General features: G+C 67.7%; 22 protein-coding genes. 10 read left to right on the forward strand and 12 right to left on the reverse strand.

Annotation, left to right across the window (positions count from 1 at the left end):
* The first annotated feature begins 25 nt into the window (after positions 1 to 25).
* Positions 26 to 1,279, forward strand: a complete 1,254-nt coding sequence (locus tag ACIHAO_RS05080) for a choice-of-anchor Q domain-containing protein (RefSeq protein ID WP_396554842.1) — start codon at positions 26 to 28, stop codon at positions 1,277 to 1,279.
* A gap of 67 nt (positions 1,280 to 1,346) precedes the next feature.
* Here ACIHAO_RS05080 and ACIHAO_RS05085 read toward each other — a convergent pair whose 3' ends face one another.
* The 3 genes from ACIHAO_RS05085 to ACIHAO_RS05095 form a co-directional block, all read right to left on the reverse strand.
* Positions 1,347 to 1,895, reverse strand: coding sequence for a snapalysin family zinc-dependent metalloprotease (locus ACIHAO_RS05085; protein ID WP_396554843.1), 549 nt, complete (start codon positions 1,893 to 1,895; stop codon positions 1,347 to 1,349).
* 174 nt (positions 1,896 to 2,069) lie between these two features.
* The gene (locus ACIHAO_RS05090; protein WP_396554844.1) at positions 2,070 to 2,738 is read right to left on the reverse strand and encodes a response regulator; all 669 of its coding nucleotides are present in this window, start codon (positions 2,736 to 2,738) and stop codon (positions 2,070 to 2,072) included.
* On the reverse strand, positions 2,735 to 4,351 hold the full coding sequence (locus ACIHAO_RS05095; protein WP_396554845.1) for an ATP-binding protein: 1,617 nt from the start codon (positions 4,349 to 4,351) through the stop codon (positions 2,735 to 2,737). Before ACIHAO_RS05095 ends, ACIHAO_RS05090 begins: the two co-directional genes overlap by 4 nt.
* A 205-nt stretch (positions 4,352 to 4,556) precedes the next feature.
* On the opposite strand from ACIHAO_RS05095, the gene ACIHAO_RS05100 reads away from it, so the two are divergent.
* Together ACIHAO_RS05100 and ACIHAO_RS05105 are read left to right on the forward strand one after the other, a co-directional pair.
* Complete coding sequence (locus ACIHAO_RS05100) at positions 4,557 to 5,879, forward strand: cation:dicarboxylate symporter family transporter (protein WP_125789895.1); 1,323 nt, start codon at positions 4,557 to 4,559, stop codon at positions 5,877 to 5,879.
* A gap of 79 nt (positions 5,880 to 5,958) precedes the next feature.
* Positions 5,959 to 6,540 carry a DUF6000 family protein gene (locus ACIHAO_RS05105; RefSeq protein WP_396554846.1) on the forward strand — a complete coding sequence of 194 codons (582 nt, stop codon included), beginning with the start codon at positions 5,959 to 5,961 and terminating at the stop codon, positions 6,538 to 6,540.
* Here the strand turns inward: ACIHAO_RS05105 and ACIHAO_RS05110 are convergent.
* Positions 6,530 to 6,931, reverse strand: coding sequence for a winged helix-turn-helix transcriptional regulator (locus tag ACIHAO_RS05110; protein WP_396554847.1), 402 nt, complete (start codon positions 6,929 to 6,931; stop codon positions 6,530 to 6,532). The genes ACIHAO_RS05105 and ACIHAO_RS05110 overlap by 11 nt on opposite strands.
* A gap of 98 nt (positions 6,932 to 7,029) precedes the next feature.
* Between ACIHAO_RS05110 and ACIHAO_RS05115 the strand changes: the two genes are divergently transcribed.
* A complete protein-coding gene (locus ACIHAO_RS05115) occupies positions 7,030 to 8,439 on the forward strand; it encodes an MFS transporter (RefSeq protein ID WP_396554848.1) in 1,410 nt (469 codons plus the stop codon).
* On the opposite strand, the gene ACIHAO_RS05120 is transcribed toward ACIHAO_RS05115, so the two are convergent.
* The 4 genes from ACIHAO_RS05120 to ACIHAO_RS05135 are packed head-to-tail and all read right to left on the reverse strand — an operon-like array spanning position 8,418 to position 10,860.
* Complete coding sequence (locus ACIHAO_RS05120; RefSeq protein WP_396554849.1) at positions 8,418 to 9,122, reverse strand: carbon-nitrogen hydrolase family protein; 705 nt, start codon at positions 9,120 to 9,122, stop codon at positions 8,418 to 8,420. The genes ACIHAO_RS05115 and ACIHAO_RS05120 overlap by 22 nt on opposite strands.
* Before the next feature lie 9 nt (positions 9,123 to 9,131).
* Complete coding sequence (locus ACIHAO_RS05125; protein WP_396554850.1) at positions 9,132 to 9,605, reverse strand: SRPBCC family protein; 474 nt, start codon at positions 9,603 to 9,605, stop codon at positions 9,132 to 9,134.
* Positions 9,602 to 10,312 (reverse strand): anti-sigma factor family protein, encoded by a 711-nt coding sequence (locus ACIHAO_RS05130; RefSeq protein WP_396554851.1) that lies wholly within the window; start codon positions 10,310 to 10,312, stop codon positions 9,602 to 9,604. Before ACIHAO_RS05130 ends, ACIHAO_RS05125 begins: the two co-directional genes overlap by 4 nt.
* The gene (locus ACIHAO_RS05135) at positions 10,309 to 10,860 is read right to left on the reverse strand and encodes a sigma-70 family RNA polymerase sigma factor (protein ID WP_199746609.1); all 552 of its coding nucleotides are present in this window, start codon (positions 10,858 to 10,860) and stop codon (positions 10,309 to 10,311) included. Before ACIHAO_RS05135 ends, ACIHAO_RS05130 begins: the two co-directional genes overlap by 4 nt.
* A gap of 261 nt (positions 10,861 to 11,121) precedes the next feature.
* Here ACIHAO_RS05135 and ACIHAO_RS05140 point away from each other — a divergent pair, with 261 nt between their 5' ends.
* On the forward strand, positions 11,122 to 11,763 hold the full coding sequence (locus tag ACIHAO_RS05140) for a fibronectin type III domain-containing protein (RefSeq protein WP_396554852.1): 642 nt from the start codon (positions 11,122 to 11,124) through the stop codon (positions 11,761 to 11,763).
* A gap of 72 nt (positions 11,764 to 11,835) precedes the next feature.
* On the opposite strand, the gene uvrA is transcribed toward ACIHAO_RS05140, so the two are convergent.
* Together uvrA and ACIHAO_RS05150 are read right to left on the reverse strand one after the other, a co-directional pair.
* The gene (gene uvrA / locus ACIHAO_RS05145) at positions 11,836 to 14,691 is read right to left on the reverse strand and encodes an excinuclease ABC subunit UvrA (protein WP_396554853.1); all 2,856 of its coding nucleotides are present in this window, start codon (positions 14,689 to 14,691) and stop codon (positions 11,836 to 11,838) included.
* A 77-nt stretch (positions 14,692 to 14,768) separates the two neighbouring features.
* A complete protein-coding gene (locus ACIHAO_RS05150) occupies positions 14,769 to 15,992 on the reverse strand; it encodes an acyltransferase family protein (protein WP_396554854.1) in 1,224 nt (407 codons plus the stop codon).
* A 107-nt stretch (positions 15,993 to 16,099) separates the two neighbouring features.
* Here ACIHAO_RS05150 and ACIHAO_RS05155 point away from each other — a divergent pair, with 107 nt between their 5' ends.
* Both ACIHAO_RS05155 and ACIHAO_RS05160 read left to right on the forward strand, forming a co-directional pair.
* Positions 16,100 to 16,777 (forward strand): MBL fold metallo-hydrolase, encoded by a 678-nt coding sequence (locus tag ACIHAO_RS05155; RefSeq protein ID WP_396554855.1) that lies wholly within the window; start codon positions 16,100 to 16,102, stop codon positions 16,775 to 16,777.
* A 440-nt stretch (positions 16,778 to 17,217) separates the two neighbouring features.
* Complete coding sequence (locus ACIHAO_RS05160; protein WP_396554856.1) at positions 17,218 to 18,294, forward strand: hypothetical protein; 1,077 nt, start codon at positions 17,218 to 17,220, stop codon at positions 18,292 to 18,294.
* A 16-nt stretch (positions 18,295 to 18,310) separates the two neighbouring features.
* On the opposite strand, the gene ACIHAO_RS05165 is transcribed toward ACIHAO_RS05160, so the two are convergent.
* Positions 18,311 to 18,640, reverse strand: a complete 330-nt coding sequence (locus ACIHAO_RS05165; RefSeq protein ID WP_396554857.1) for a hypothetical protein — start codon at positions 18,638 to 18,640, stop codon at positions 18,311 to 18,313.
* Positions 18,630 to 19,208, reverse strand: coding sequence for a hypothetical protein (locus ACIHAO_RS05170; protein ID WP_396554858.1), 579 nt, complete (start codon positions 19,206 to 19,208; stop codon positions 18,630 to 18,632). The genes ACIHAO_RS05165 and ACIHAO_RS05170 overlap by 11 nt, the downstream gene beginning before the upstream one ends.
* Positions 19,209 to 19,862: 654 nt before the next feature.
* Between ACIHAO_RS05170 and ACIHAO_RS05175 the strand changes: the two genes are divergently transcribed.
* The 3 genes from ACIHAO_RS05175 (at position 19,863) to ACIHAO_RS05185 (ending at position 21,987) form a co-directional block, all read left to right on the forward strand.
* Positions 19,863 to 20,348: a hypothetical protein gene (locus ACIHAO_RS05175; protein WP_396554859.1), complete on the forward strand. Its 486-nt coding sequence runs from the start codon at positions 19,863 to 19,865 to the stop codon at positions 20,346 to 20,348.
* A gap of 190 nt (positions 20,349 to 20,538) precedes the next feature.
* Positions 20,539 to 21,264 (forward strand): HEAT repeat domain-containing protein, encoded by a 726-nt coding sequence (locus ACIHAO_RS05180; RefSeq protein ID WP_396554860.1) that lies wholly within the window; start codon positions 20,539 to 20,541, stop codon positions 21,262 to 21,264.
* A gap of 36 nt (positions 21,265 to 21,300) precedes the next feature.
* Positions 21,301 to 21,987, forward strand: a complete 687-nt coding sequence (locus ACIHAO_RS05185; RefSeq protein ID WP_396554861.1) for a hypothetical protein — start codon at positions 21,301 to 21,303, stop codon at positions 21,985 to 21,987.
* Positions 21,988 to 22,065 lie beyond the last annotated feature (78 nt).

Here is a 22,065-nt window from a genome sequence, read left to right on the forward strand (position 1 = left end):
GCGGCGGATGGTTACGGTCCGCGGCATGTCCTGGAAACTGCTTTCCGTGAGCGTGCTCGCCGCTCTCGCGTGCACCGGATTCACGACGGCCGAAGCCGCCCCGAGGACCTACTACGTCGACCAGGTCTCCGGCAGCGACACCGCGAGCGGCACTTCACAGCAGGCCCCGTGGAAGTCACTGTCGAAAGTCTCCGCCACCACTTTCGGCGCGGGCGACACCGTCCTGTTGCGTCGCGGAGGTGCCTGGTCCGGCGGCCTCACCGTCAAGAGCTCGGGCGTCACGATCGGCGCGTACGGCACGGGCGCGCGGCCGATCGTCAAGGGCAACGCCGAAGCGTGTGTCGACCTCGCCGGTGACGACATCGTGGTGAAGGACCTCCAAGTCGGCGTCGCGGCCGACGCGGGACGCTGCTCGTGGGCCGGGGTGAAGGTGTCCGGCGACCGCGACAAGGTGCTGTCGAACCTGATCACCGGCGCCGGCGCGGGCGTGTACATCGCGCCGTCGGCCGACGGCACCGAGGTCACGCAGAACGACCTCGTCGACAACAACCACATGACCGTCGTGACCCCTGGCGGCAACGACGACTCCGGCGCGTTCGCCATCCTGGTCCAGGGCAACGGATCCGACATCGGCTGGAACCGGATCAGCGGCTCGATCGCGAAGGCCGACGACTTCGGCGGCCTCGACGGCGCCGCGGTCGAGATCTTCTACGGCTCCCGCAACGTCATCCACCACAACATCTCCGAGGACAACGAGACCTTCACCGAACTCGGCACGGACGCGAAGGACCCCGACGGCGTCTCGACCGGCAACGTTTTCGAGTACAACGCGATCTTCGGCGCCAAGACGCGCGGCGGGATCATCACGCGCGGCGCCGAGGACGGCAACGGGCCGGTGCTCGGCACGGTGTTCCGCAACAACTCGCTCCGGCTCCCGAACGCCGAGGCGGAGGGCTTCGTCTGCTACGGCGGCTGCACGAACCAGATGCTGACGATGACGCAGAACGTCGTCCAGGCGGCGTACAAGGTCGGCTACGCGGACGCGACCTTCACCGCGACCGACCACAACGTGTACTTCGGCGGGCTCCGGCAGTTCACCGCCGGCTCGACGGACAAGGTCGCGGATCCGAAGTTCACCTCGGCCACGAACCTGATCCTCCAGGCGGGAAGCCCGGCGATCGACCTCGGCACCACGAAGTACGACGACCGCGACGTCGACGGGAACCCGGTCTTCGCCGGCGCGCGGGTCGACGCAGGCGCTTACGAGTTCCAGGGCTAGAACGCCGTGAAGGCCTCCTTCCCTACCTTGAGCGTAGGGAAGGAGGCCTTCACGGAATTCCGAGGCGTCAGTTGTAGATGCGCTGCATGGCGCCCGCCGCGACGAGCCCGTTGGCCCACAGCGAGTTCACCCGCGAGATCTCCTGGGCGTTCGGCGTCGCGTTGGTGCAGGACGGGCCGGGGCCGCCGCCGGACATCAGTTCGGAGCACGGGCCCTGATAGTTGTCCGGCAGGCCGAGCGCGTGGCCGGTCTCGTGCGCGGCGATCCGCGTCTGGTTGTACTGCTGCGCCTGCGTGTAGTCGATGAAAATGGTGCCGCGGCCGTGGCCGTCGGTCTCGGCGTACGAACCCGAGGGGTCGTTGCCTTCGGTGTAGCGCAGGGTGGCGCCCGACGAGCTCTCCTGCAGCTTCACGTTGGACACCGAGTTGTTCCAGTTCGCCACGCCCGCCTGGATGGCGGCGCGGAAGCTGGGGGCGCCCGAGGCGTCGTAGTAGACCGTGGTGGCCGCCACGGTCTGCTGAGCAGGTTGGGCCGCCGCCGTGGCCTGGCCCGCGGTGACCGGGACGGCCAGCAGCGCCAAGCTCACGGACGCGGAGACGAAGAACTTCCTTGCCATGGACCCACTCCTTGTGAGGACAACGGAATGGTTCGTGAATTTAGGAGTCCCGGCCGCGGCTCGGCACCGACTTTCGTCGCTTCCGCCAGCTGGTGATTTACCAACACTTTCGCCCTATTGACATGCACGTGTTCGCATACGACCATATTCGACCATGAGTCGCCGTATAGGTCGTTATACGGTTTTCGGCTTGTACCAGACCTCGGGGCGGCCGACCTGGCCGTAGCGGGGCTCGCGCTGGGCCAGGCCGTTGTCGGCGAGGTATTCGAGGTAGCGGCGCGCGGTGACGCGGGAGGCGCCGATCGCGGTCGCGGCCGCCCCGGCGGAGAGGCCGTCCGCGGCCGAGGCGAGGACCTCGGTGATCGCCTCCAGGGTCTGCGAGCTCATCCCCTTCGGCAGCATCTGCCGCTCGGTGGTGCGCAGGGTGCCGAGCGCGCGGTCGATCTCGGCCTGGCCGGTGACCTCGCCCGAAGCGCCGTGGAACTCGGCGTAGCGCTCCAGTTTTTCCCGCAGCGAAGCGAAAGTGAACGGCTTCAGCAGGTACTGCACCACGCCGACCGACACGGCGGCCTTGACCAGCGCCAAGTCCCGCGCCGAGGTCACCGCGATGACGTCGATCGGGAGACCGGCCGCGCGCAGCGACCGGCAGACCGCGAGCCCGTGCGTATCCGGCAGGTAGAAGTCCAGCAGTACCAGGTCGACCGGTTCGCGTTCGCAGAACCGCAACGCGTCGCCGCCGGAATGGACGACACCGGACACGGTGAAACCGGGCATTCGCTCGACGTACACCCGATGCGCGTCGGCGGCCACCGGTTCGTCCTCGACGACCAGCACCTTGATCATCGTGTCGGCTCCTTCGGCGGGATTTTCAGCGGCAAGCGCACGGTGAACACCGCGCCCTCTTCGCGGCCGACGTCGATCGTCCCACTGTGCCGCCGCACCGCCTGACCCACCAGTGCCAAGCCGAGTCCGTGCCCGTCCTCCGGTTTGGTCGACCAGCCGCGCCGGAAGACGTCCTCGACGTCGTCCACCCCCGGGCCGGTGTCGGCGACCCGCAGCAGCAGTTCGCCGTCGTCGGCTCGCACGGTGACCTCGACCCCGGGCCGTCCGCCGTCGCCGGCGTTCCCCGCCGCGGCGTCGATCCCGTTGTCGATCAGGTTCCCGAGGATGGTCACCAGGTCTCGCGGCGGGACGCCGGTGTCCGAGTCTTCCATGACCGTGTCGGGCGTGATCGTGAACTCGACGCCACGCTCGCTCGCCTCCGCCGCCTTGCCGAGCAGCAACGCCGCGAGCACCGGTTCGGCGACCGCGCCGACCACGCGGTCGGTGAGTTCCTGCGCCAGCGCGAGTTCCTCGGTGGCGAACTCGACGGCCTGTTCGGGGCGGCCGATCTCGACCAGCGAAACGACGGTGTGGAGCCGGTTCGCCGCCTCGTGCGCCTGCGACCGCAGCGCCTCGGCCAGTCCGCGCACCGTGGTCAGTTCCCCGGTCAGCGCCTGGAGTTCCGTGTGATCGCGCAGGATCACGACGGTGCCCATCGCCTTTCCCCGCGCGCGCACCGGCGCCGTGCTGACGACGAGCACCCTGGCCTCGGTGAGGTGGAGTTCGTCGGTGCGCTCCTCCCCGGAGGTGAACGCTTCGACGAGGTCTTCCGGAACGTCCAATGAGGACAGTGCCCGGCCGACCGGATCGTCGTCGACCCCCAGCAGCGCGCGGGCACCGTCGTTGCACAGCACCACTCGCCCGTCGCCGCCGACGAGCAGCAGGCCTTCGCGCACGGAATGCAGGACGGCTTCGTGGTACTCGAACAGGTTGCTCAGTTCCTCGGGCGCGATCCCCCTGGTCTGCCGCCGGAGCCGGGCGCTGACCAGGTAACTGCCGATCCCGCCGACCACCAGCACCGCCACCGCGACCCCGAGCAGCGGCCACAGCCGTTCCCGCAGTTCGGCGTCGATCGCTTCGACGGTGATGCCGACCGACACCAGCGCGACGACCTGCCCCGCGGCGCCGCGCACCGGGACCACGACACGTTCGGACGGGCCGAGCGAACCGGCGTAGGTCTCCAGTACCCGGCCGCCGCGTTGCGCCTCGCCGATGTTCCCGATGAACGGCCTGCCGATCAGCTCCGGATTCGGGTGCGTGTAGCGGATTCCGTTCTTGTCCATGATGGTCACGAAATCCACGTCCGTGTCCGCGCGGACACTCTGCGCGAACGGCTGCAACGTGGAAGTGGGGTCCGATGTGGACAATGCCGCCAGCACCCCTGGCGCGTCCGCGACCGCTTCGGCGACCGCGATCACCTTGTCTTCCGCCCGGTCTTCGGTGGCGCGGACGGAATCGAGATAGGCGAAGGCCACCCCCGCCGCGACGAGGACGAAGAGCACGACGAGCTGGAGAATCAGCAGCTGGCGGGCGAGACTGCCGCGTCTGGTCCGGTTCCGCGTCGTCGAGGGCACCCGCTCATACCAGCACACCGCCACCGGCGCCGCCCACCGCGCCCGGCCGGAATTCCCCGGAAACCACTCGCGCGAACTCAATGAACACAACCGTGACCCAGCTCACCTGCCCGGGTGATAGTGACCGGCAATCCCACGAACACCCCCTGAGCTGGAGGCAAAGGTGCCTACAACGCCCGAAGCGGCGCCGCGTCGCCGAGACAAGATGCACTACCTGTACCTGGCCGTGATCGCGGCGGTCGTCCTCGGCGTCATCGTCGGGTTCGCCGCGCCGGGTCTGGCCAAGGAACTCAAGCCACTCGGCACCGGCTTCGTCAACCTGATCAAGATGATGATCTCCCCCATCATCTTCTGCACCATCGTGCTCGGCATCGGATCGGTGGCGAAGGCCGCGAAGGTCGGCAAGGTCGGGTTGCTGTCGCTCGGCTACTTCCTGATGATGTCGACGTTCGCGCTCGCGATCGGCCTCGTCGTCGGCAACCTCCTGCACCCGGGCGAGGGCCTGCATCTCGACCCGGCCGCCGCCGCGAAGGCGCACACACAGGCCGAAGGCGGCGAAGGCTCCGTCGACTTCCTGCTCGGCATCATCCCGACCAGCTTCGGCTCCGCGTTCACCGAAGGCCAGGTGCTGCAGACGCTGCTGGTCGCCCTGCTCGCCGGGTTCGCCGTCCAGAAGCTGGGCACGAAGGGCGAGCCGATCCGCCGCGGCATCGAGCACATCCAGCGGCTCGTCTTCCGGATCCTCGCGATGATCATGTGGGCCGCCCCGGTCGGCGCGTTCGGCGCGATCGCCGCCGTGGTCGGAGAGACCGGCTGGGGCGCGCTGCGCAGCCTCGCCGTCATCATGATCGGCTTCTACCTGACCTGCCTGGTGTTCGTGTTCGGCGTGCTCGGTTCGGTGCTGTGGCTCGGCGCGCGGATCAACATCTTCACCCTGCTCCGCTATCTCGGCCGTGAATTCCTGCTGATCCTGTCGACCTCGTCGTCCGAATCGGCCCTGCCGCGCCTGATCGCGAAGATGGAGCACCTCGGGGTCTCCAAGCCGGTCGTCGGGATCACCGTGCCCACCGGGTACTCGTTCAACCTCGACGGCACGGCCATCTACCTGACCATGGCGACGCTGTTCATCGCGACCGCGCAGGACCAGCCGCTGTCGCTCGGCGAGCAGATCTCCTTGCTGCTGTTCATGATCATCGCGTCGAAGGGCGCCGCGGGCGTCAGTGGCGCCGGGATCGCCACCCTCGCCGGCGGGCTCCAGTCGCACCGGCCGGAACTGGTCGACGGCGTCGGCTTCATCCTCGGCATCGACCGGTTCATGTCCGAGGCTCGCGCGCTGACCAACTTCGCGGGCAACGCCGTCGCCACCGTCCTGGTCGGAACCTGGACCAAGGAGTTCGACCGCGAACGGGCCAATCAGGTCTTCAGCGGGCAGGCACCGTTCGACGAAGCCACCCTGATCGACGATCACGTCTCGGATCCCCACGAGGACAGTGACGGAGACAGGGAGAAAGCCGTGGCGCGCGTGTAGCGCACGGCGAGAACGAAACCGCGGTGCGAGGGTCCCCCGTCCTCGCACCGCGGTTTCTTCGTTCCGGCAAACTGAACGCATGCCGGACGCCATCGACCGCTACGTGCTCACGCGGTACTCGAAGCTGCTGAACGGCAACTTCGCCGGGATGATGAGCGGACCCGAACGCGAGATATTCCTGCGAGACCTCGTCGAGGACGCCGCGCGGATCACCGACGACGAACTCGAAGAGCTGTTCGCGGCGGACTGGCGGCCGCGGATCACCGCGGCGTGGCTCATCGGCGTCGGCCGCCGTACCGCGTGGCGCGGCCGCATCCGGGAACTGTTCCTGGAAAGCGGCTTGGTGTTCGCCGGGCAGGGCTACTGCTTCGCGCTGGCGAGATTCGGCACCCTCGCCGACGCCGAGATCCTCGTGTCCTATCTGGACCATTACCTCGCCCGGCCGGACCTGCGCTACGACCAGGAATGGGCGCTCGCGGCCCTGCACCACATCGACGCCGACCTCACGACCGCGTACACGTCACGCTATCTGCGTCCGGGCGGCCTCTGGGAAAGCTGGTCCGCGAAGAACAGCACGGACCTGCCCTTCCACAAGATGTACTTCGACCTGTTGTGCTCGCACGTCCAGCGCGCCGTGCACACGGCAGGCGTCAGGCGCTGACCTTCTCGTCGTAGACGACGCGGGACGCGGCGATCGAGTCGCGGTGGCGCTCGGCCCAGGTCAGCAAGCCGCTCAACGACGCATAGAGTTCTTTCGCCATCGCTGTGGCCTCGTACTCCACCTTCGGCGGCACTGTCGGATACACGGTGCGCACGAGCAGCCCGTCGCGTTCGAGGTTCCGCAACGTCAGCGTGAGCATCCGCCTGCTGATCCCCTCCACCGACCGCTCCAGTTCGGTGAACCGCACCGGACCGCGCGTGGCCTCCAGCAGGATGCCGATCGCCCACTTCCCGCTGATCCGGTTGATCACCTCGAGCACGGTGCACACCTCGAGTTTTTCCGGGTCGACGACCCTGGCCTGCGCGGTCACATCGGTGTTCCCCTGGGACATGAAAGTGCCTCCTTCCGGCAAGGAAGAGAGTCACACAAGATGGGCGCTGTTACAAGTGATGCACCAAGGCATCACCTGGGAATTTCAAGGGATTCTTCATGCCACAGCGCGCTCTCGCCCTCGCCGTCCTTTGCGCCGTCTCGCTGATGGTCGTCCTCGACGGCTCGATCGTCGCCGTCGCGCTGCCCGCGATCCAGAACGACCTCGGCTTCACACCGTCCACGCTGGCCTGGGTGGTGAACGCCTACCTGATCGCGTTCGCCGGGCTTCTCCTGTTGTCCGGCAGACTGGGCGACCTGCTGGGCCGGAAACGGGTCTTCCTGGCCGGACTCGGCGTGTTCACCCTCGCTTCGCTGCTCTGCGGAATCGCACAGGACCAAACGCAGCTCATCGTGTTCCGTTTCCTCCAGGGTGCGGGCGGCGCGCTCGCGTCGGCCGTGGTGCTCGGCATGATCACCACCCTCTACCCGGAACCGCGGGCACGGGCGAAGGCCATCGGCGTCTACAGCTTCACCCAGGCCGCGGGCTCGTCGATCGGGCTCATCGCGGGCGGCACGCTCACCCAGCTGCTCGACTGGCACTGGACGTTCTTCATCAACCTGCCGATCGGCGCGGCCGCGCTCGTGCTGGCCGTCCGGCTGCTCGCGGACGACCGAGGCCCCGGTCTGCGCGGCGGGACCGACGTCACCGGCGCCGGACTGGTCACCGGCGGACTGATGCTGCTGATCTACACGATCGTCAAGGCCGAGGAGTACACCTGGGCCGACGCCCGCACGCTCGGGCTGTTCGCGGCGTCGCTGCTGCTGCTCGCCGGATTCGTGCTCCGGCAGGCCAAGGCGCGTCAACCGTTGCTGCCGCTGCGGATCTTCCGGCTCCGGGCGGTGTCCGGGGCGAACACGGTGATGGTCCTGATGGTCGCCGGGCTGTTCGGCTTCCAGTTCATCACCGCGCTCTACCTGCAGCGCGTGCTCCGGCTCGACGCGCTGAGCACCGGGTTCGCCTTCCTGCCGGCCCCGCTCTCGATCGCGGTGATGTCGCTGGTCTTCGCCGAGCGGCTGAATCACCGCTTCGGGGCAAGAACGGTGCTCGTCACCGGGCTTTCACTGGTCGCGCTGGCGCTGGGCTTCCTCGCCACCGTCGAGGCGGACGGGAACTACGCGACGGACGTCCTGCCCGCGCTCGTCCTGATGGGGATCGGGTTCGGCGCGGCGATGCCGGCGCTGATGGGACAGGCGATGTCCGGCGTCACCCCCGCCGACACCGGGGTCGCTTCGGGACTGATCAACACCACGCAGCAGATCGGCGCGGCGATCGGGACGGCGGTGCTCGCGACCGCCGCCGCGTCCCGCACCGGATCGCTACTGGCCGAAGGCACCGCGGTGGCCGAAGCGCTCACAAGCGGCTACAGGACCGCGTACGCGTTGAGCGCCGGGCTGCTCGCTCTCGCGGTCTTCGTCGAGGCCGTGGCTTTGCGTACTCGGAAGGCTCAGGAACTGATCGTCGCGTAAGCCCATTCGGAGACCTCGCCGCCGAGCCGCACCTCGGCGGCGCCTCCGGGTTTCCAGACCCCGCTGCCGCCGAACGCGGCCATCCCGCCGGTTTTGCCGGAATACTGGGAAAGCACGACCCACATCCCATACCCGGCCGCGACGCCGACCTGGTCGAGCAGCCGCTGTTCCTGTCCCTCACCGAAGAGCGCGCTGAGGACGTAGACCTCGGCGCCGGCTTCGGCGAGCTCCCTGGCGTGATCCGGATTCGCGGCGTCGAGACAGATCGCGAGACCGAGGCGCCTGCCGCCGGCCTCGACGATCACCTGGCGATCGCCCGGTGCGAACAGCTCTTCCTCGCTGTTGTGCAGATTGCGTTTCGCATAGGTGGCAACGGTTTCCCCGTCCGTCCCGAGGACGAGCGAACCGATGTACCGCCGCCCGTCCTCCACGAGTGGGAGCCCGATGACGGCGTGGACACCGCTGGCCCGGCACGCCTCCCGAAGCGGATCGAGGCGGGGATCTTCCTGGGTCAGCCACAGGCCGGGGTCGGCGGCGAGCGCCTCGAACTCCAAGCCAGTCAAGGAAAGTTCGGGGAAGACGCAGAGATCGGCTTCCGCGATCCGGAGGAGCCTCGTGTGTTCGGCGATGTTCGCGGAAAGGTCTGCGGGGACGGTGAACGGCTGCACGGTCGCGACACGCATGGCGGGAGCCTAACCTGTGGCCGCTCCCAGATACCCCCGTAATCCGTTCTGCCCCCGCCGCATCATGAGCGCGTGGTTGATCCGGAAAACCGGCCTCGCGACACGGTCGAGCTTGCGCAGCAACGGTTTCCGCGCCTCGACCTCCTGTGTGATGTCCAGCCTGGTGCCGCTTTCCACCGCGACGAGAGCGCCGGCCAGCGTCCCTTCCAGATCACCGCTGAGCAGGACCCGGACCCGGCCCGCCCGTTCGTCCTGCCGGTCTCGGTGCATCCGCACGGTCAACGCGTACGGCAGCCTGGACCGGCAGACGAGTTCGGCGGTGTCCTCGTCGACCTGGCTGACCGAACGGACGTCACGCCACCACAGCGGATAGGCGGCCAGGTCGACGACGGCGTCGAACACCGCTTGGGGCGAAGCGGGGAGCAGCCACGTGTCGCGGAAGCGGTACCAACCGCCTCCGCGACCCGTGAGCGAGCCCGTCATACCTCCGCCGACACCAGGTTCCGGCCGTCCATGGTCACGACCTCGACCGAGGCCACGTCGTCGGGGGCGACCAGTGCCGAACCGTCGACGCCGGTGCCCTCGCGCTGTCCCTTCTCCGAAACGAGCCAGCTGCCGGCGTTGACCCGCTCGCCGCTCCTGGTCACCACGACGAGCGCACATTTCTCGCCTTCGCGGACCCCTGTCGCCTTGGCGTGGAGCCGTACCCAGCCCGCGGCCGGAACCACCCGGACCGCCAGCTGCACTCCGGTGACCCGGTTGGTGGCCGCGAGATCGCGGGTGCCCGGCACCGGGGCCGTCACCGCGGGCACCGGCAGGGCCACCGTCGACGGCTCCGGTGTGCTCTGCCTGCCGACCAGCACCCCGGCGCCCAGCGCGACGACGACCAGTACGGCAGCGCCGGCCACGGCGAGGAACCGGCGAGGCTTCCGCTCCTGCGTGCCTTCTTCGTCGCGGACCTGACGCAACGTGCGCTGCAGCAGCAGATCACCGCCGTCGGGAGGACCTTCGAGGAATGCCTCCGGCGGCACTTCGTCGAGGTGATACCGCAGCTCCGACAGCTCGCGAACCTCACGACGGCACGTCGCGCAGTTCGCCAGATGGGTCTCGAAAGTGGCCGCTTCCGCCGGGGTCAGCCCACCGAGGACGTAGGCGGCGAGCTGGCCCTGGTCATGTCCGACCGCGCTCATCGCGCCACCTCCTTCCCTGGTCCCGACATGACGGCTCTGAGCGCCCGTAACGCGTAATAAGATCTCGACTTAACGGTACCCGGGGCCACGCCCAGGGATCTCGCCGCTTCGGCCACCGTGCGGCCCCGGTAGTAGATCTCCACCAGTACCTCACGATGTTCCGTGGAGAGGCCGTCCATCGCCCCGAGCACGGCCATGGAGTCCACGACGCTCTGCGCGTGGTCCCGCTCCACCGCCGGGGTGGGCACGCCTTCCTCCGGCTCCGCGACTTCCGGCGGCCGTGCCGCCCTGGCCCGCGCGCGGTCGGTGATGATGTTCCGGGCGACCGTGAGCAGCCAGCCCCGCACCGATCCCTTCGCGTCGTTCTGCAGGTCTTCGGCGTGTTTCCAGGCCCGGACCAGGGTTTCCTGCACGACGTCCTCCGCGGCCGCGCGGTCCCCGGTCAGCCTCGTCGCGTACGCCAGCAGGCTTCGCCCGTGTTCGGCGTACAAGTGCCGGACCAAGTCCTCGCCTTTGGCCTTTTTGGGCCGCCAGCCTCCGATCGCCACTCGCGTCCTCCCGACGGTCTTCTGGGTCGGCGAGGACAGTACTGCAACCCGCAGGGGCAGAGTGGATCGTTCGGCGCGCGCCGCGATCGAACTGTGCATCGGCACCGGCCTCTCCTCGGTTCTCCATGGCCGCCTCCTCTTGCCTCCCACACGGACGGCGTCGCGGAACGGTTCACCCAGGGCCTTGTCGATCACCGGACGCGCTCGTATGCTGACGCCTCCGGATTCCGCCGCCGCCTGATTCCCGGGAGGGTTCGAGGCGTGCCAAGGAAACTCGCGGCCGTTCTGCTGGCCGTCGCTTTCATGTCGGGATGCGGTGGGGAACCCGGTTTCACCGCGACGCTGACCGATCCGGTGAACGTCGACCTGAGCTGGCCCGACGACGATCCGAACGTCGCGGGGCGGATCGTCGAGTACACCACCGATCCGCACGGCGAGTACACGATCCTGCGGTTCGTGCCGCCGCGGCAGACGACCTACCGGCATCCGGACCTGATGCCGGAAACGCGGTTCTACTACCGGGTCCGGCCGTTCTACGGCGCCGCGTCAGATCCTGTCACCGTCTCCGGCCCCGCTGCTCCTGCCGCGCCCGGACCCGCCGGGTCACTGCGGACCGGCGACCGATCAGCCGCTCCGGCCTCGTTCCGGGCCGAGCCCGCGCCGGAGGACATGGTGCGGTTCAGCTGGACGGACCACTCCACCGACGAGGACGGTTTCCTCGTGGAGATCAAGAAACCCGGCGCGGCCGAGTTCGTGCCGGTCGAGGTCTCGGATCCGGGGACGACGTCGGCCGGGCTCGCTTCGATGCCGGGCGAGGAGGGCGCTTCGTACCGGCTGCGCGCGTTCTACTACGGGCCCGCCTCGCCGGTGCTGGACCGGACCACGGGGAAGGCACCTGCCTAGTTCCCGCGTGCAATGAAGGGGCCTTTCATAGCAAATTTTGCTATGAAAGGCCCCTTCATTGCACTAGGTGACTCAGGCGAGAACGGTCTTCAAGAACTGCCCGGTGTAGCTCTCTTCGACCGAAGCGACGTACTCCGGCGTGCCCTCCGCGATCACGGTGCCACCGCCGGAACCGCCCTCGGGACCCATGTCGATGATCCAGTCCGAGGTTTTGATGACGTCGAGGTTGTGCTCGATGACGATCACCGTGTTGCCCTTGTCCACCAGGCCGTTGATCACGCCGATCAGCTTGCTGATGTCCTCGAAGTGCAGACCGGTGGTCGGCTCGTCGAGGATGTACACCGTCTTGCCGGTGGACCGCTTCTGCAGCTCGCTGGCGAGTTTGACGCGCTGCGCCTCACCGCCCGACAGCGTCGGCGCGGGCTGCCCGAGCCGGACGTAGCCGAGGCCGACGTCGACGAGGGTCGCGAGGTGCCGGTGGATCGCCTTGATCGGCTCGAAGAACTCGGCCGCCTCCTCGATCGGCATGTTCAGCACGTCCGCGACGGTCTTGCCCTTGTAGTGCACCTCGAGGGTTTCGCGGTTGTACCGGTCGCCCTTGCAGACCTCACACGGGACGTAGACGTCCGGCAGGAAGTTCATCTCGATCTTGATCGTGCCGTCACCGGCGCAGGCCTCGCACCGGCCGCCCTTGACGTTGAAGGAGAACCGGCCCTGCTGGTAGCCGCGCACCTTCGCCTCGGTGGTCGCGGCGAACAGCTTGCGCACGTGGTCCCAGACGCCGGTGTACGTCGCCGGGTTGGACCGCGGGGTGCGGCCGATCGGCGACTGGTCGACGCGGACCAGCTTGTCGACGCCCGCCAGCCCGTTCACCCGGGTGTGACGGCCCGGGACCTGACGCGCGCCGTTGAGCTTGTTCGCGAGCACGGTCGCGAGGATGTCGTTGACCAGCGTGGACTTCCCGGAACCCGAGACACCGGTGACCGACACGAGGCAGCCGAGCGGGAACGACACGTCGAGACCGCGCAGGTTGTGCTCGCGCGCGCCGACAACGGTCAGCTGACGCTTCTTGTCGATCGGGCGCCGGATCGCCGGGACCTCGATCTTGCTGCGGCCCGAAAGGTACGCGCCGGTGATCGAGTCCTTGTTCCGCAGGATCTTCTTGTACGGTCCACTGTGGACGATGTGGCCACCGTGCTCACCGGCGCCCGGGCCGATGTCGACCACCCAGTCGCTGGAGCGGATGGTGTCCTCGTCGTGCTCGACGACGATCAGCGTGTTGCCGAGGTCACGCAGTCGGACCAGCGTCTCGATCAACCGGTGGTTGTCCCGCTGGTGCAGCCCGATCGACGGCTCGTCCAGCACGTACAGCACGCCGACCAGACCGGAACCGATCTGCGTGGCGAGCCGGATGCGCTGCGCCTCGCCGCCGGACAGCGTCCCGGAAGCGCGATCGAGCGAGAGGTAGTTGAGCCCGACGTCGAGGAGGAAGCGCAGCCGCGCCTGGATCTCCTTCAGCACCGCGCCGGCGATCACCGTCTCGCGTTTGCCGAGCTCCAGCTCGTCGAGGAACTGCGACGCCTCCGCGATCGAGAGCGCGCAGACCTCGGCGATCGACCGGTCGCCCTGTGTCTTGTGCTCCAGGGTGACGGCGAGGATCTCCGGCTTGAGCCGCGTGCCCTGACAGGCCGGGCACGGCACCTCGCGCATGTAGCCCTCGTACCGCTCACGCATGTACTCGGACTCTGTCTGCTCCTGGCGCCGCTCGAGGAACGGGATGACACCCTCGAAGGCCGCGTAGTACGAACGCTGGCGGCCGTAGCGGTTCTTGTAGCGGACGTGGACCTGCTCGTCGACACCGTGCAGAACGGCCTTCTGCACCTTCGCCGGCAGCTTGCGCCACGGGGTGTCCATCCGGAAGCCGATGGTCTCCGAAAGCGATTCGAGCAGGCGGATGAAGTAGTCCGCGCTCTGGCCGCCCGCCCACGGCGCGATGGCGCCCTCACCCAGGGACATCTCGTCGTCCGGGACCACGAGTTCCGGGTCGACCTCCTTGCGGACGCCGATACCGGTGCAGTCGGGGCAGGCGCCGTACGGCGCGTTGAAGGAGAACGACCGCGGCTCGAGGTCCTCGATCGCCAGCGGGTGGCCGTTGGGGCAGGCCAGGTTCTCGGAGAAGCCGCGCACGCGATGCGGGTCGTTCTCCGGCAGGTCGACGAACTCCAGCTCGATCAGGCCGTCGGCCAGCCGCAGCGCCGTCTCGACCGAGTCGGTGAGCCGCTGCCGCGAGCTGGTCTTCACCGAGAGCCTGTCGATGATGACGGCGATCTGGTGCTTTTCCTGCTTCTTCAGCTTCGGCGGGTCGGTGAGCGGGTGGATCGTCCCGTCGACCACGACTCGCGCGTAGCCCTGCTGCTGCAGGTTCTCGAAGAGGTCGAGGTACTCCCCCTTGCGCCCGCGCACGACCGGCGCGAGCACCTGGAAGCGAGTGCCCTCTTCCATCGCGAGCACCTGGTCGACGATCTGCTGCGGGGTCTGCTTGCTGATCGCCTCGCCGCACTGCGGGCAGTGCGCCTTGCCGGCGCGGGCGTAGAGCAGACGCAGGTAGTCGTAGACCTCGGTGATGGTGCCGACGGTCGAACGCGGGTTGCGCGAGGTGGACTTCTGGTCGATCGACACCGCGGGCGACAGGCCCTCGATGAAGTCGACGTCCGGCTTGTCCATCTGGCCGAGGAACTGGCGCGCGTACGCCGACAGCGACTCGACGTACCGGCGCTGCCCTTCGGCGAAGATGGTGTCGAAGGCGAGGCTCGACTTCCCGGACCCGGACAGACCGGTGAACACGATCAGGCTGTCGCGGGGCAGGTCGAGATCCACACCGCGGAGGTTGTGCTCGCGGGCGCCGCGAACAACGAGGCGATCAGCCACGCCAGGGTCCCTTCAGGTTTCATTCTCAGCTGCGGTCGCCGACCCGGTCGATAGCTGCACGGGCGGCCGCCTCCATGCTACGAGGCACCACCGACAGAAACTGGTTCCGAGTCTTTGACCTGCGGTTTTCCGGGCTTATCGCGTCGATCCCGGCGAGCGGTGAGCCACCGGTGAACCGGTCGTTCCACGCCCGCGGTGACCGCCCAGCCCCCGAATACGGCGGCGGCCAGCACGATGGGGAGACGCAGCCAGCCGGGGACGCCGACGTTCAGCAGGGCACGGGCCAGGATGTAACCGAGTTCCTGGTGCACCAGATAAAGACCATACGAGATGCCCGCGAGCCAGGTGACAGCCGGGGCGATCCGGGACAGACCGGGGAACCGCCAGTCCGGCCCGCGCGCGGCCAGGCACACCAGCACCAGCATGATCGCGAACCCGGCGGCCGACGGCCAGCGCTCGGGATCGTTCGGCAGGGTCTGGTGGAACGGGAAGACCTGCAGATCCTGCGCCGCGCAGGCGGCGAGCAGGAACAGCGCGAGATGCCAGTGCGCCAGCCGTCGTTTCGCCCACAGCCAGATCGCGATCCCGATCGCGAAGACATGCACACGATGCAGGCCGAGCCCGTAGTAGAAGGTCTCGACGAGCTTCGGCGTGGAAACCGGGTCGAACACGACGAACCGGAGGACCAGCGGGACCAGGATCAGCGCCCACAGCAGCCCGACGGTGAGCCGATGGGTGCGCCACCGGCGCGGCCACAGCAGCGCCGCGGCGGTGAACGCGACAAGCTGGACCGGCAGCGTCCAATAGGCGCCGTCGAGGTAGTAGAAGAGTTCGTAACGCCAGCCCCATTCCTGGACCATGCCCAGGTTGGCGAGCAGATCGGCGCCGGTGGGGACGTACCAGGGCGACGGATCGGACGGCGGACCGTGCGGCACGCCGAACAGGAAACCGGTGAGGCCCGGCGGGAACGACAGGCCGCTGAACCGGATCGTCGCGTACCGGGCGACGACGTAGGTGACGAGCACCGCCACCAGATACGCGGGCACCAGCCGTGCGACCCGGTTCCACAGCCACCGCCCCGGCCTCCCCTTCCGGAGGCTCGCGCAGACGAAGAACGCGGAAATCACCAAAAGGATGGCCGCGCCGAACTGAGCGGTCACCCGAAAGGGGTAGCCCACCAGTTCCGGATGCAGAAGTGCCCCCTGATGGGTGACATGCCCGAGCATGACCGCGAAGACGGCGACAACGCGAAGGACGTCCCAGCTGATCTTGCGCGAGGCGCGTGGCGAGGCGTCGGGCACGAGCGTCCTGTGGTTCGGCTGGCGGGGCGACGCGAGCCTACGTCCTGCCCCTGTGCGCCACCTGTGCGGGTGGAACCGCTTGCAGGCGAACGACTACCGTGTGCGGTGTGAACATCGTCGAGACCTACACCGGGCATGTCGACCCCGGCGGCGACGCCGCCCGCCGCACCCTGGACGCGCTCACCATCACGAAGCTGTCGGTCGGCCCGATGGACAACAACGCGTATCTGCTCGTCTGCCGCGCCGAGAACGAGGCGCTGCTGATCGACGCCGCGAACGACCCGGAACGGATCTCCGACCTCATCGGCCACGGCCCCGACCGGCCCGCGCTGAAGACCGTCGTGACCACCCACCAGCACCAGGACCACTGGCAGGCCCTCGGCGCCGTCGCCGGCGCGAACGGCGCGAACACCGCCGCCCACCCGCTGGACGCCGGGCCGCTGCCGATCCCGCCGGACTTCCTCGTCGAACACGGCGACACGGTCAAGGTCGGGCAGGTCACCCTCGAGGTGATCCACCTGCGCGGCCACACCCCCGGCTCCATCGCGCTGCTGTACCGCGACCCGGCCGGGCACCCGCACCTGTTCACCGGCGACTCGCTGTTCCCCGGCGGCGTCGGCAAGACTGGGTCGCCGGAGGAATTCAAGTCGCTGATCGACGACGTCGAGTCGCGGATCTTCGGCGAACTGCCGGACGAGACTTGGTTCTACCCTGGCCACGGGGACGACTCGACGCTGGGTGAGCAGCGCCCGCAGGTCGAGGAGTGGCGCGAACGCGGCTGGTGAACTGGCCGGGCGTGTCATCGACGCCCAGACAACGTTCGCCGCACGACTATCACAGCGTCAAGATCCAGTCGCCCTCGCAAGCTCGAACGAGGTGCATTCTGCAGCGCCAGTTCGGCGGGCTGGAACGAAGCCGTTCAGACGCCGACTACTTCGACCACGTTGCCCGGGCCTTTGAAGCCGTCCTCGTTGCGGGTGCAGCGCAACAGTCCGCGTGAGGATGCGATAGCGGCAGCGGAACTATTTCGGAACTCGCGCTGGGTGATCACCTTCACGAAGCCGGCGTAGCCCGATGAGCTACACCGCCGAACTGATTGACGCCGCGAACCTGATCACTCACAAAGGGCAGCGCCTGCCACCTGCTCGGAGGACGGCTTCCGCCGCCACGTTGCTTGATACTGAAAGAGTTCAAACAATGTCGCCGCCCACGGGGAGGAAGGCGGATGCACCCCGTTCGTCCGCTGGTCGCGGTCAAGGCCAAGGTCGGAGAGTTGAGCGCTCTGAGCAACCTGCGATCCCCTCAAGACGCGCAGGTGAGCGTGCTGGTCGAACTGCTCGATTCCGTGGCGCCGACCGGAGGCCGGATCCTCCCCGCGCTCGTTCGGGCGGCCGTGCGGGCCGCGTCTCACGGCCGCCCCTTGTGGATCGACACCACCTGGCTGACAGCCGGCAGCCCGCTGGCACAGCAGCCAGGAGGGGTATTCGAGTTTCTCGACCATGCCATCGAGTTCGCCGCGCAGGCCGAGCTCGGGCTCTTCGCACCTGACGTCGCCTACTTGATTCCTGTCGTCGCTCTTGACGCCTCGGAGTACGAGTTACGCAGAGTGCGTCTGCTGCTCGAACACCAGGATCGCGACATCGCCATCCGGCTCCCTCACTCGGGTGGACCGCTACGCGAACTCCTCGGGCGGATCGACTCGATCATGAAGTCGACGGGCACGCGACCGGGGCAGGTCCATACGATCCTCGACGCCGGCTTCGTCGAGACCGTCCGCCCGGGCCAAGCCACCGCGGCAGCCGAAACGGCCTCGGCGTTGTCCGACCTGCTCGGCCCCGCCACGACCACGCTTCTGGCCGGATCCATCCCAGCCCGGCGAACCACCTACGTGACGACCGAACGCGATCGCCCGGAAGTCACCCTCTGGAACGAAACACACCACGCCAGTGCGAACGGGGTCAGCTACGGCGACTACGGCGTGACGCATCCGCTGCCGCCGAGGTCCGATGGCAACCCGAGAACCCCGAATCCGTACCTCTGTTACACCGTGCCGGGAAAGACCGTGCTGTTGCGCCGCAAAGTCGAAGAAGGCGACGATCCCGCCGAGCGATTCACAGATCTGGTCGAGGAGCTGGCCGAACGAAACGATTTCGCCGGGCCGGACTACTCATGGGGCGACGGGGAACTGGCGCGATGCCGACGCACAGGAGGGAGAACCGCCGGGTCAGTCTCTCGCTGGGTCGCCATGGCTACCTCCCACCACATCGAACATGTGGCACGGAGATCCGCCACCGATCTCTGACTCGACTCGAGCAACGTCACCCAGTGGCGGCCGGATCATGGATCCAGCAAAGCTCCCCTGTCGCCGGAAGGTCCCCCAGCGCCTTGACCTCGCAGGCCAGGCGCGAGAGAACCTCGGCCTTCGACCCCGGCCACGCCACGAAGTCGCGATCCGTACCCACCAGGTCGCCGGGAAGCGCGCCTCGGTCCATCAAGGCCTCCACCACCGAGAGCAGCGCTGTGGTTCTCTCCGCGATGGTCGCGCCTTCGCCCACCTTCGCTCCCGCCACGGCGACCACGACCGAGAGTCCGACCCGATCTTCTCGCGCGTAGTCGAGCAGCGACTCCAAGCCCAGGTCATCGGCCATGTTCACTCCCCTGGCCCATCAGTGAAAAAGCGATGCCGTACTGCTCCCGCGGCCGGCAAGGCCCCGCGAACGTGTGCTCGACGACGCCACGCCGGATTTCGAGCAGACGCCGATCACCGTCCGGCGGCCGGATCACGCGCTCGCACTCGGTTTGTTCCGTATACCACCAGCAGGCGTCGGGAACGTGGTCATCGAACGTGACGCTGACGTTGAGTCCCGCCTTGACCTTGCCTTCGTTGTCGACGACACCTGGCGCAATCCCGTGATGGTCGACGTCGATGTTGATCCACCGCCTCTCGCCGTCCAGATCGTCATCGCACACGAGGGAGACGAACTCGTGCCGCTCGCCTTTGCGCAGCGGTTTCGGGAAGCGCAGATCCACAGCATCCGCCGAGGTCTCGACGCGGCATCCCAAGATCGCTTTGACGGGACCCGACACTTCGGCGGGAGCCCGCGTCGTGTAGCCGTCGACGTCGTTCTCGCAGGCGACGACAGTTCGCACCGCCAACCGGCGATATGCCCTTCCATACCGCATTTCCACGTTCACGAGCAGGCGTTCCAGGAACACCGGCTGACAGACGAAGGCCCGATGCTCCGAGAACCGGCTCGGCGCCCCCACGCTTGACGACAAGAAACTCCTCCTGACCGTGAAAGATCAGAACCGGCGAAGGCTTTCGCCGACCGTCGCACTCAAGGTGTACTAGTACACCACATCCGGCGGGTTCGAGAAATGGCCGTCGCAACGTTCCGCCACCACGGCCCGAACCACAGCGCGATGCCGTCCTACGGATACGACCCCGGCACAGCGGATACGGCGAGATCAGCGAACCGGCTTGGCGTCCTCCGCCGGTCGGCATGGTCCGCCCGGGTTACAGGGCGCGCGACGATCCACCGGGCGGTCTGGTCGTTCTGGAGCGTCCCGTACCGGCGCAGGCACGGAAGACACCGGCCTGGCAACGGCTCGCGCCGCTCGAGGACTACAACCTCGCGGTCGACGGTACCTTCCCGGCGCACGCTACTGGGGCGGTGACACCACGGACGCGCGAAAAGCGATCTCCGATACATCGACCAGCTCGCGGAGAGCGTTAAAAACCATTCTCCCGCCGACTTCGAGATCGTTCGACGCGCATTCGGCGATCAGTAACGATAGCGCGAGGAATACAACCTCTCCGACACCAAGGACGTCTTCAAGGAATCAACTCTCCGGCAGGAGGTCATCGCCATGACCATCACCCTACGACGCGCACTCGCCGCCACCGCGCTGATGTTGGCCGGCGCCCTCGCCGCGGTCGCACCCGTTTCCGCGACGGCGCAACAGATCCCCACGATGACGAACATCCGCACCGGCCAGAACCCCGGGTTCGACCGGATCGTGCTCGACCTGACCGCGGGTCCGGCTCCCGCCGTCCGGTACGAACTCGTCGACGAGTTGATCGCCGACGGTTCGGGCGAAATCGTCTGGCTGACCGGGGAATACTTCATCGCGGTCACCGCGACTCCGGCGGCCGCGCACGACGACGCCGGGAATCCGACCTATCCCGGGCCGCAGAAGTTCCGGACCCGTGCCCTGCGCAATGTCATGGCGGTCGCGGTCACCGGCGACTACGAAGGTACCTTGTCGATCGGTCTCGGCGTCCGGTCGAGGACACCGGTCACGGTGTTCACCTTGACGTCGCCGAACCGGGTCGTCATCGACGTCCGTCATTGATCACGGGCGGGAATCCGTGAATGCTTTTCGCCGGTCGCTTGCTTTCCGGTGATCAAAATCCTTTTCGGATTCCCGCGGTGAAAAACCCGGGCCGCCCCAACGGGCGAATTTTCGAAAAATCACGTATCTGCCGTCCGGTATCGCGTTCCTTCCTTCCGTCAGCATCAACGCCGCTGCGAAGGAGAACCTCATGCCGACCCCACGCAATCCCGATACCCCGTCCTTGGGTTCGGGTGGCGACAATCTCGAAGCGGGCCCGGGCAGTTCGGGCCTGGGAAGCTTCTCGAACAGCGAAATCGGCGAACTGGTCACCCAGGCCGCCGAAACCATGGCCGCGTCCGGCGAGGACGCCGAACGCAATTATCAGCGCAGCCTCGACAGGCTTCGCGAGCGGGCGGACGACGTCGTCCCCGCGCTCGGCGCGCAGTACGACGACCTGTCCGAGGAGCAGTATCTGGAGCGCTGGGGGCTGGTCCAGTTGCTCACCGACCTGCGGCACGCTGCCGCCGTGCCGGCGCTCGAAAACGTGCTGCGCCAGCCGATCCCGCCGGAGCGTTCCGACGACCCGGCACACGGGATCAGCACCGTCGGTGAAGAGGTGATCATCCGCACCACCGCCGTGGAAGCGTTGGCACGGCTGGCATCCGCCGGGGACGACGCGGCCAAGGACCTGCTGCTGCGGCAGGTCCGGCACGAGGTGTTCACGGTACGGCGCGCGGCCGTCCAGGCCATCGCCGAGACCGGTGACACCGACCTCACCGCCCGGGTGCGCGAGGCGCTCAGCGGCACCGAGGACGAGCGGTTGCTGAACATCCGGCGGGTCGACGTCCGCGGTGTCCCGCAGGCCGTCGGCGGACGGTACGTGAAGGACTCGCGGACCGACGACGTGCCACCGCCGGAGCCCCCGCGCTCCTGAATCGAACGAATTCCTTCTACGGACAGGTGATCTCCGATGGCCACTTGCAGTTACACCGTGCCGGACAAGAACGTGACCGGGGACAATTTCTACGGTGCCTCGATCTGCAATCAGACCTACATCGACTATTTCTGGAACACTTACGGCTTCGCGGGCAACAAGGACTACTGGGACGACGGCTTCGGCTGGGAAGACGCGTGCAACACCGACAAGCCGCTCGCCCGGACGTTCAACGCGTGCTACCTGCTGACCTATTCGGCACAGGACTACGCGAACGACGCCTATTCCGGGGCGATGCTGAACTGGGCACGCCGCTACGTCCGCGACAACTGTGACGACCTCCGTTCACTGTGCGGCGACGGCAGTGCCATCGCGCGCTCGTTCAGCGGGGCGTTCGTCGACGACCGGATCGAGGTGTACCTGGGTTTCTGGTACTCCAAGGACGTTCCCGGCCGGGCCGAGACGCTGATCCACGAATCACGGCACCAGGGCGGGAAGCCGCACAACGCGAACTTCCCGGCGGGTTCGGTGTTCGGCGCCGGCAAGAGCGGCGCCGACTCCACCTGGGGTTATGAGGGCGCTTGGATGTACGGCGCGCTCTACCTGTGGTGGTTCTACGCCCAGGGCGCCCGCACGACGACGGCACTGCGTGAACGGGCCCGCCAGCGCGGGAATCTCGTGATCGACAACGCCTTCGCGACCCACCCCGGCTTCACCATCTGAAGCACGACCGGCAGGCCCTCTCGTACTGCAGACGAGAGGGCCTGAGCCTGCGATACCTCCGATGACTTAACTCGTGTC

The organism is Amycolatopsis sp. NPDC052450, from assembly GCF_044547565.1.
Classification (GTDB): domain Bacteria; phylum Actinomycetota; class Actinomycetes; order Mycobacteriales; family Pseudonocardiaceae; genus Amycolatopsis.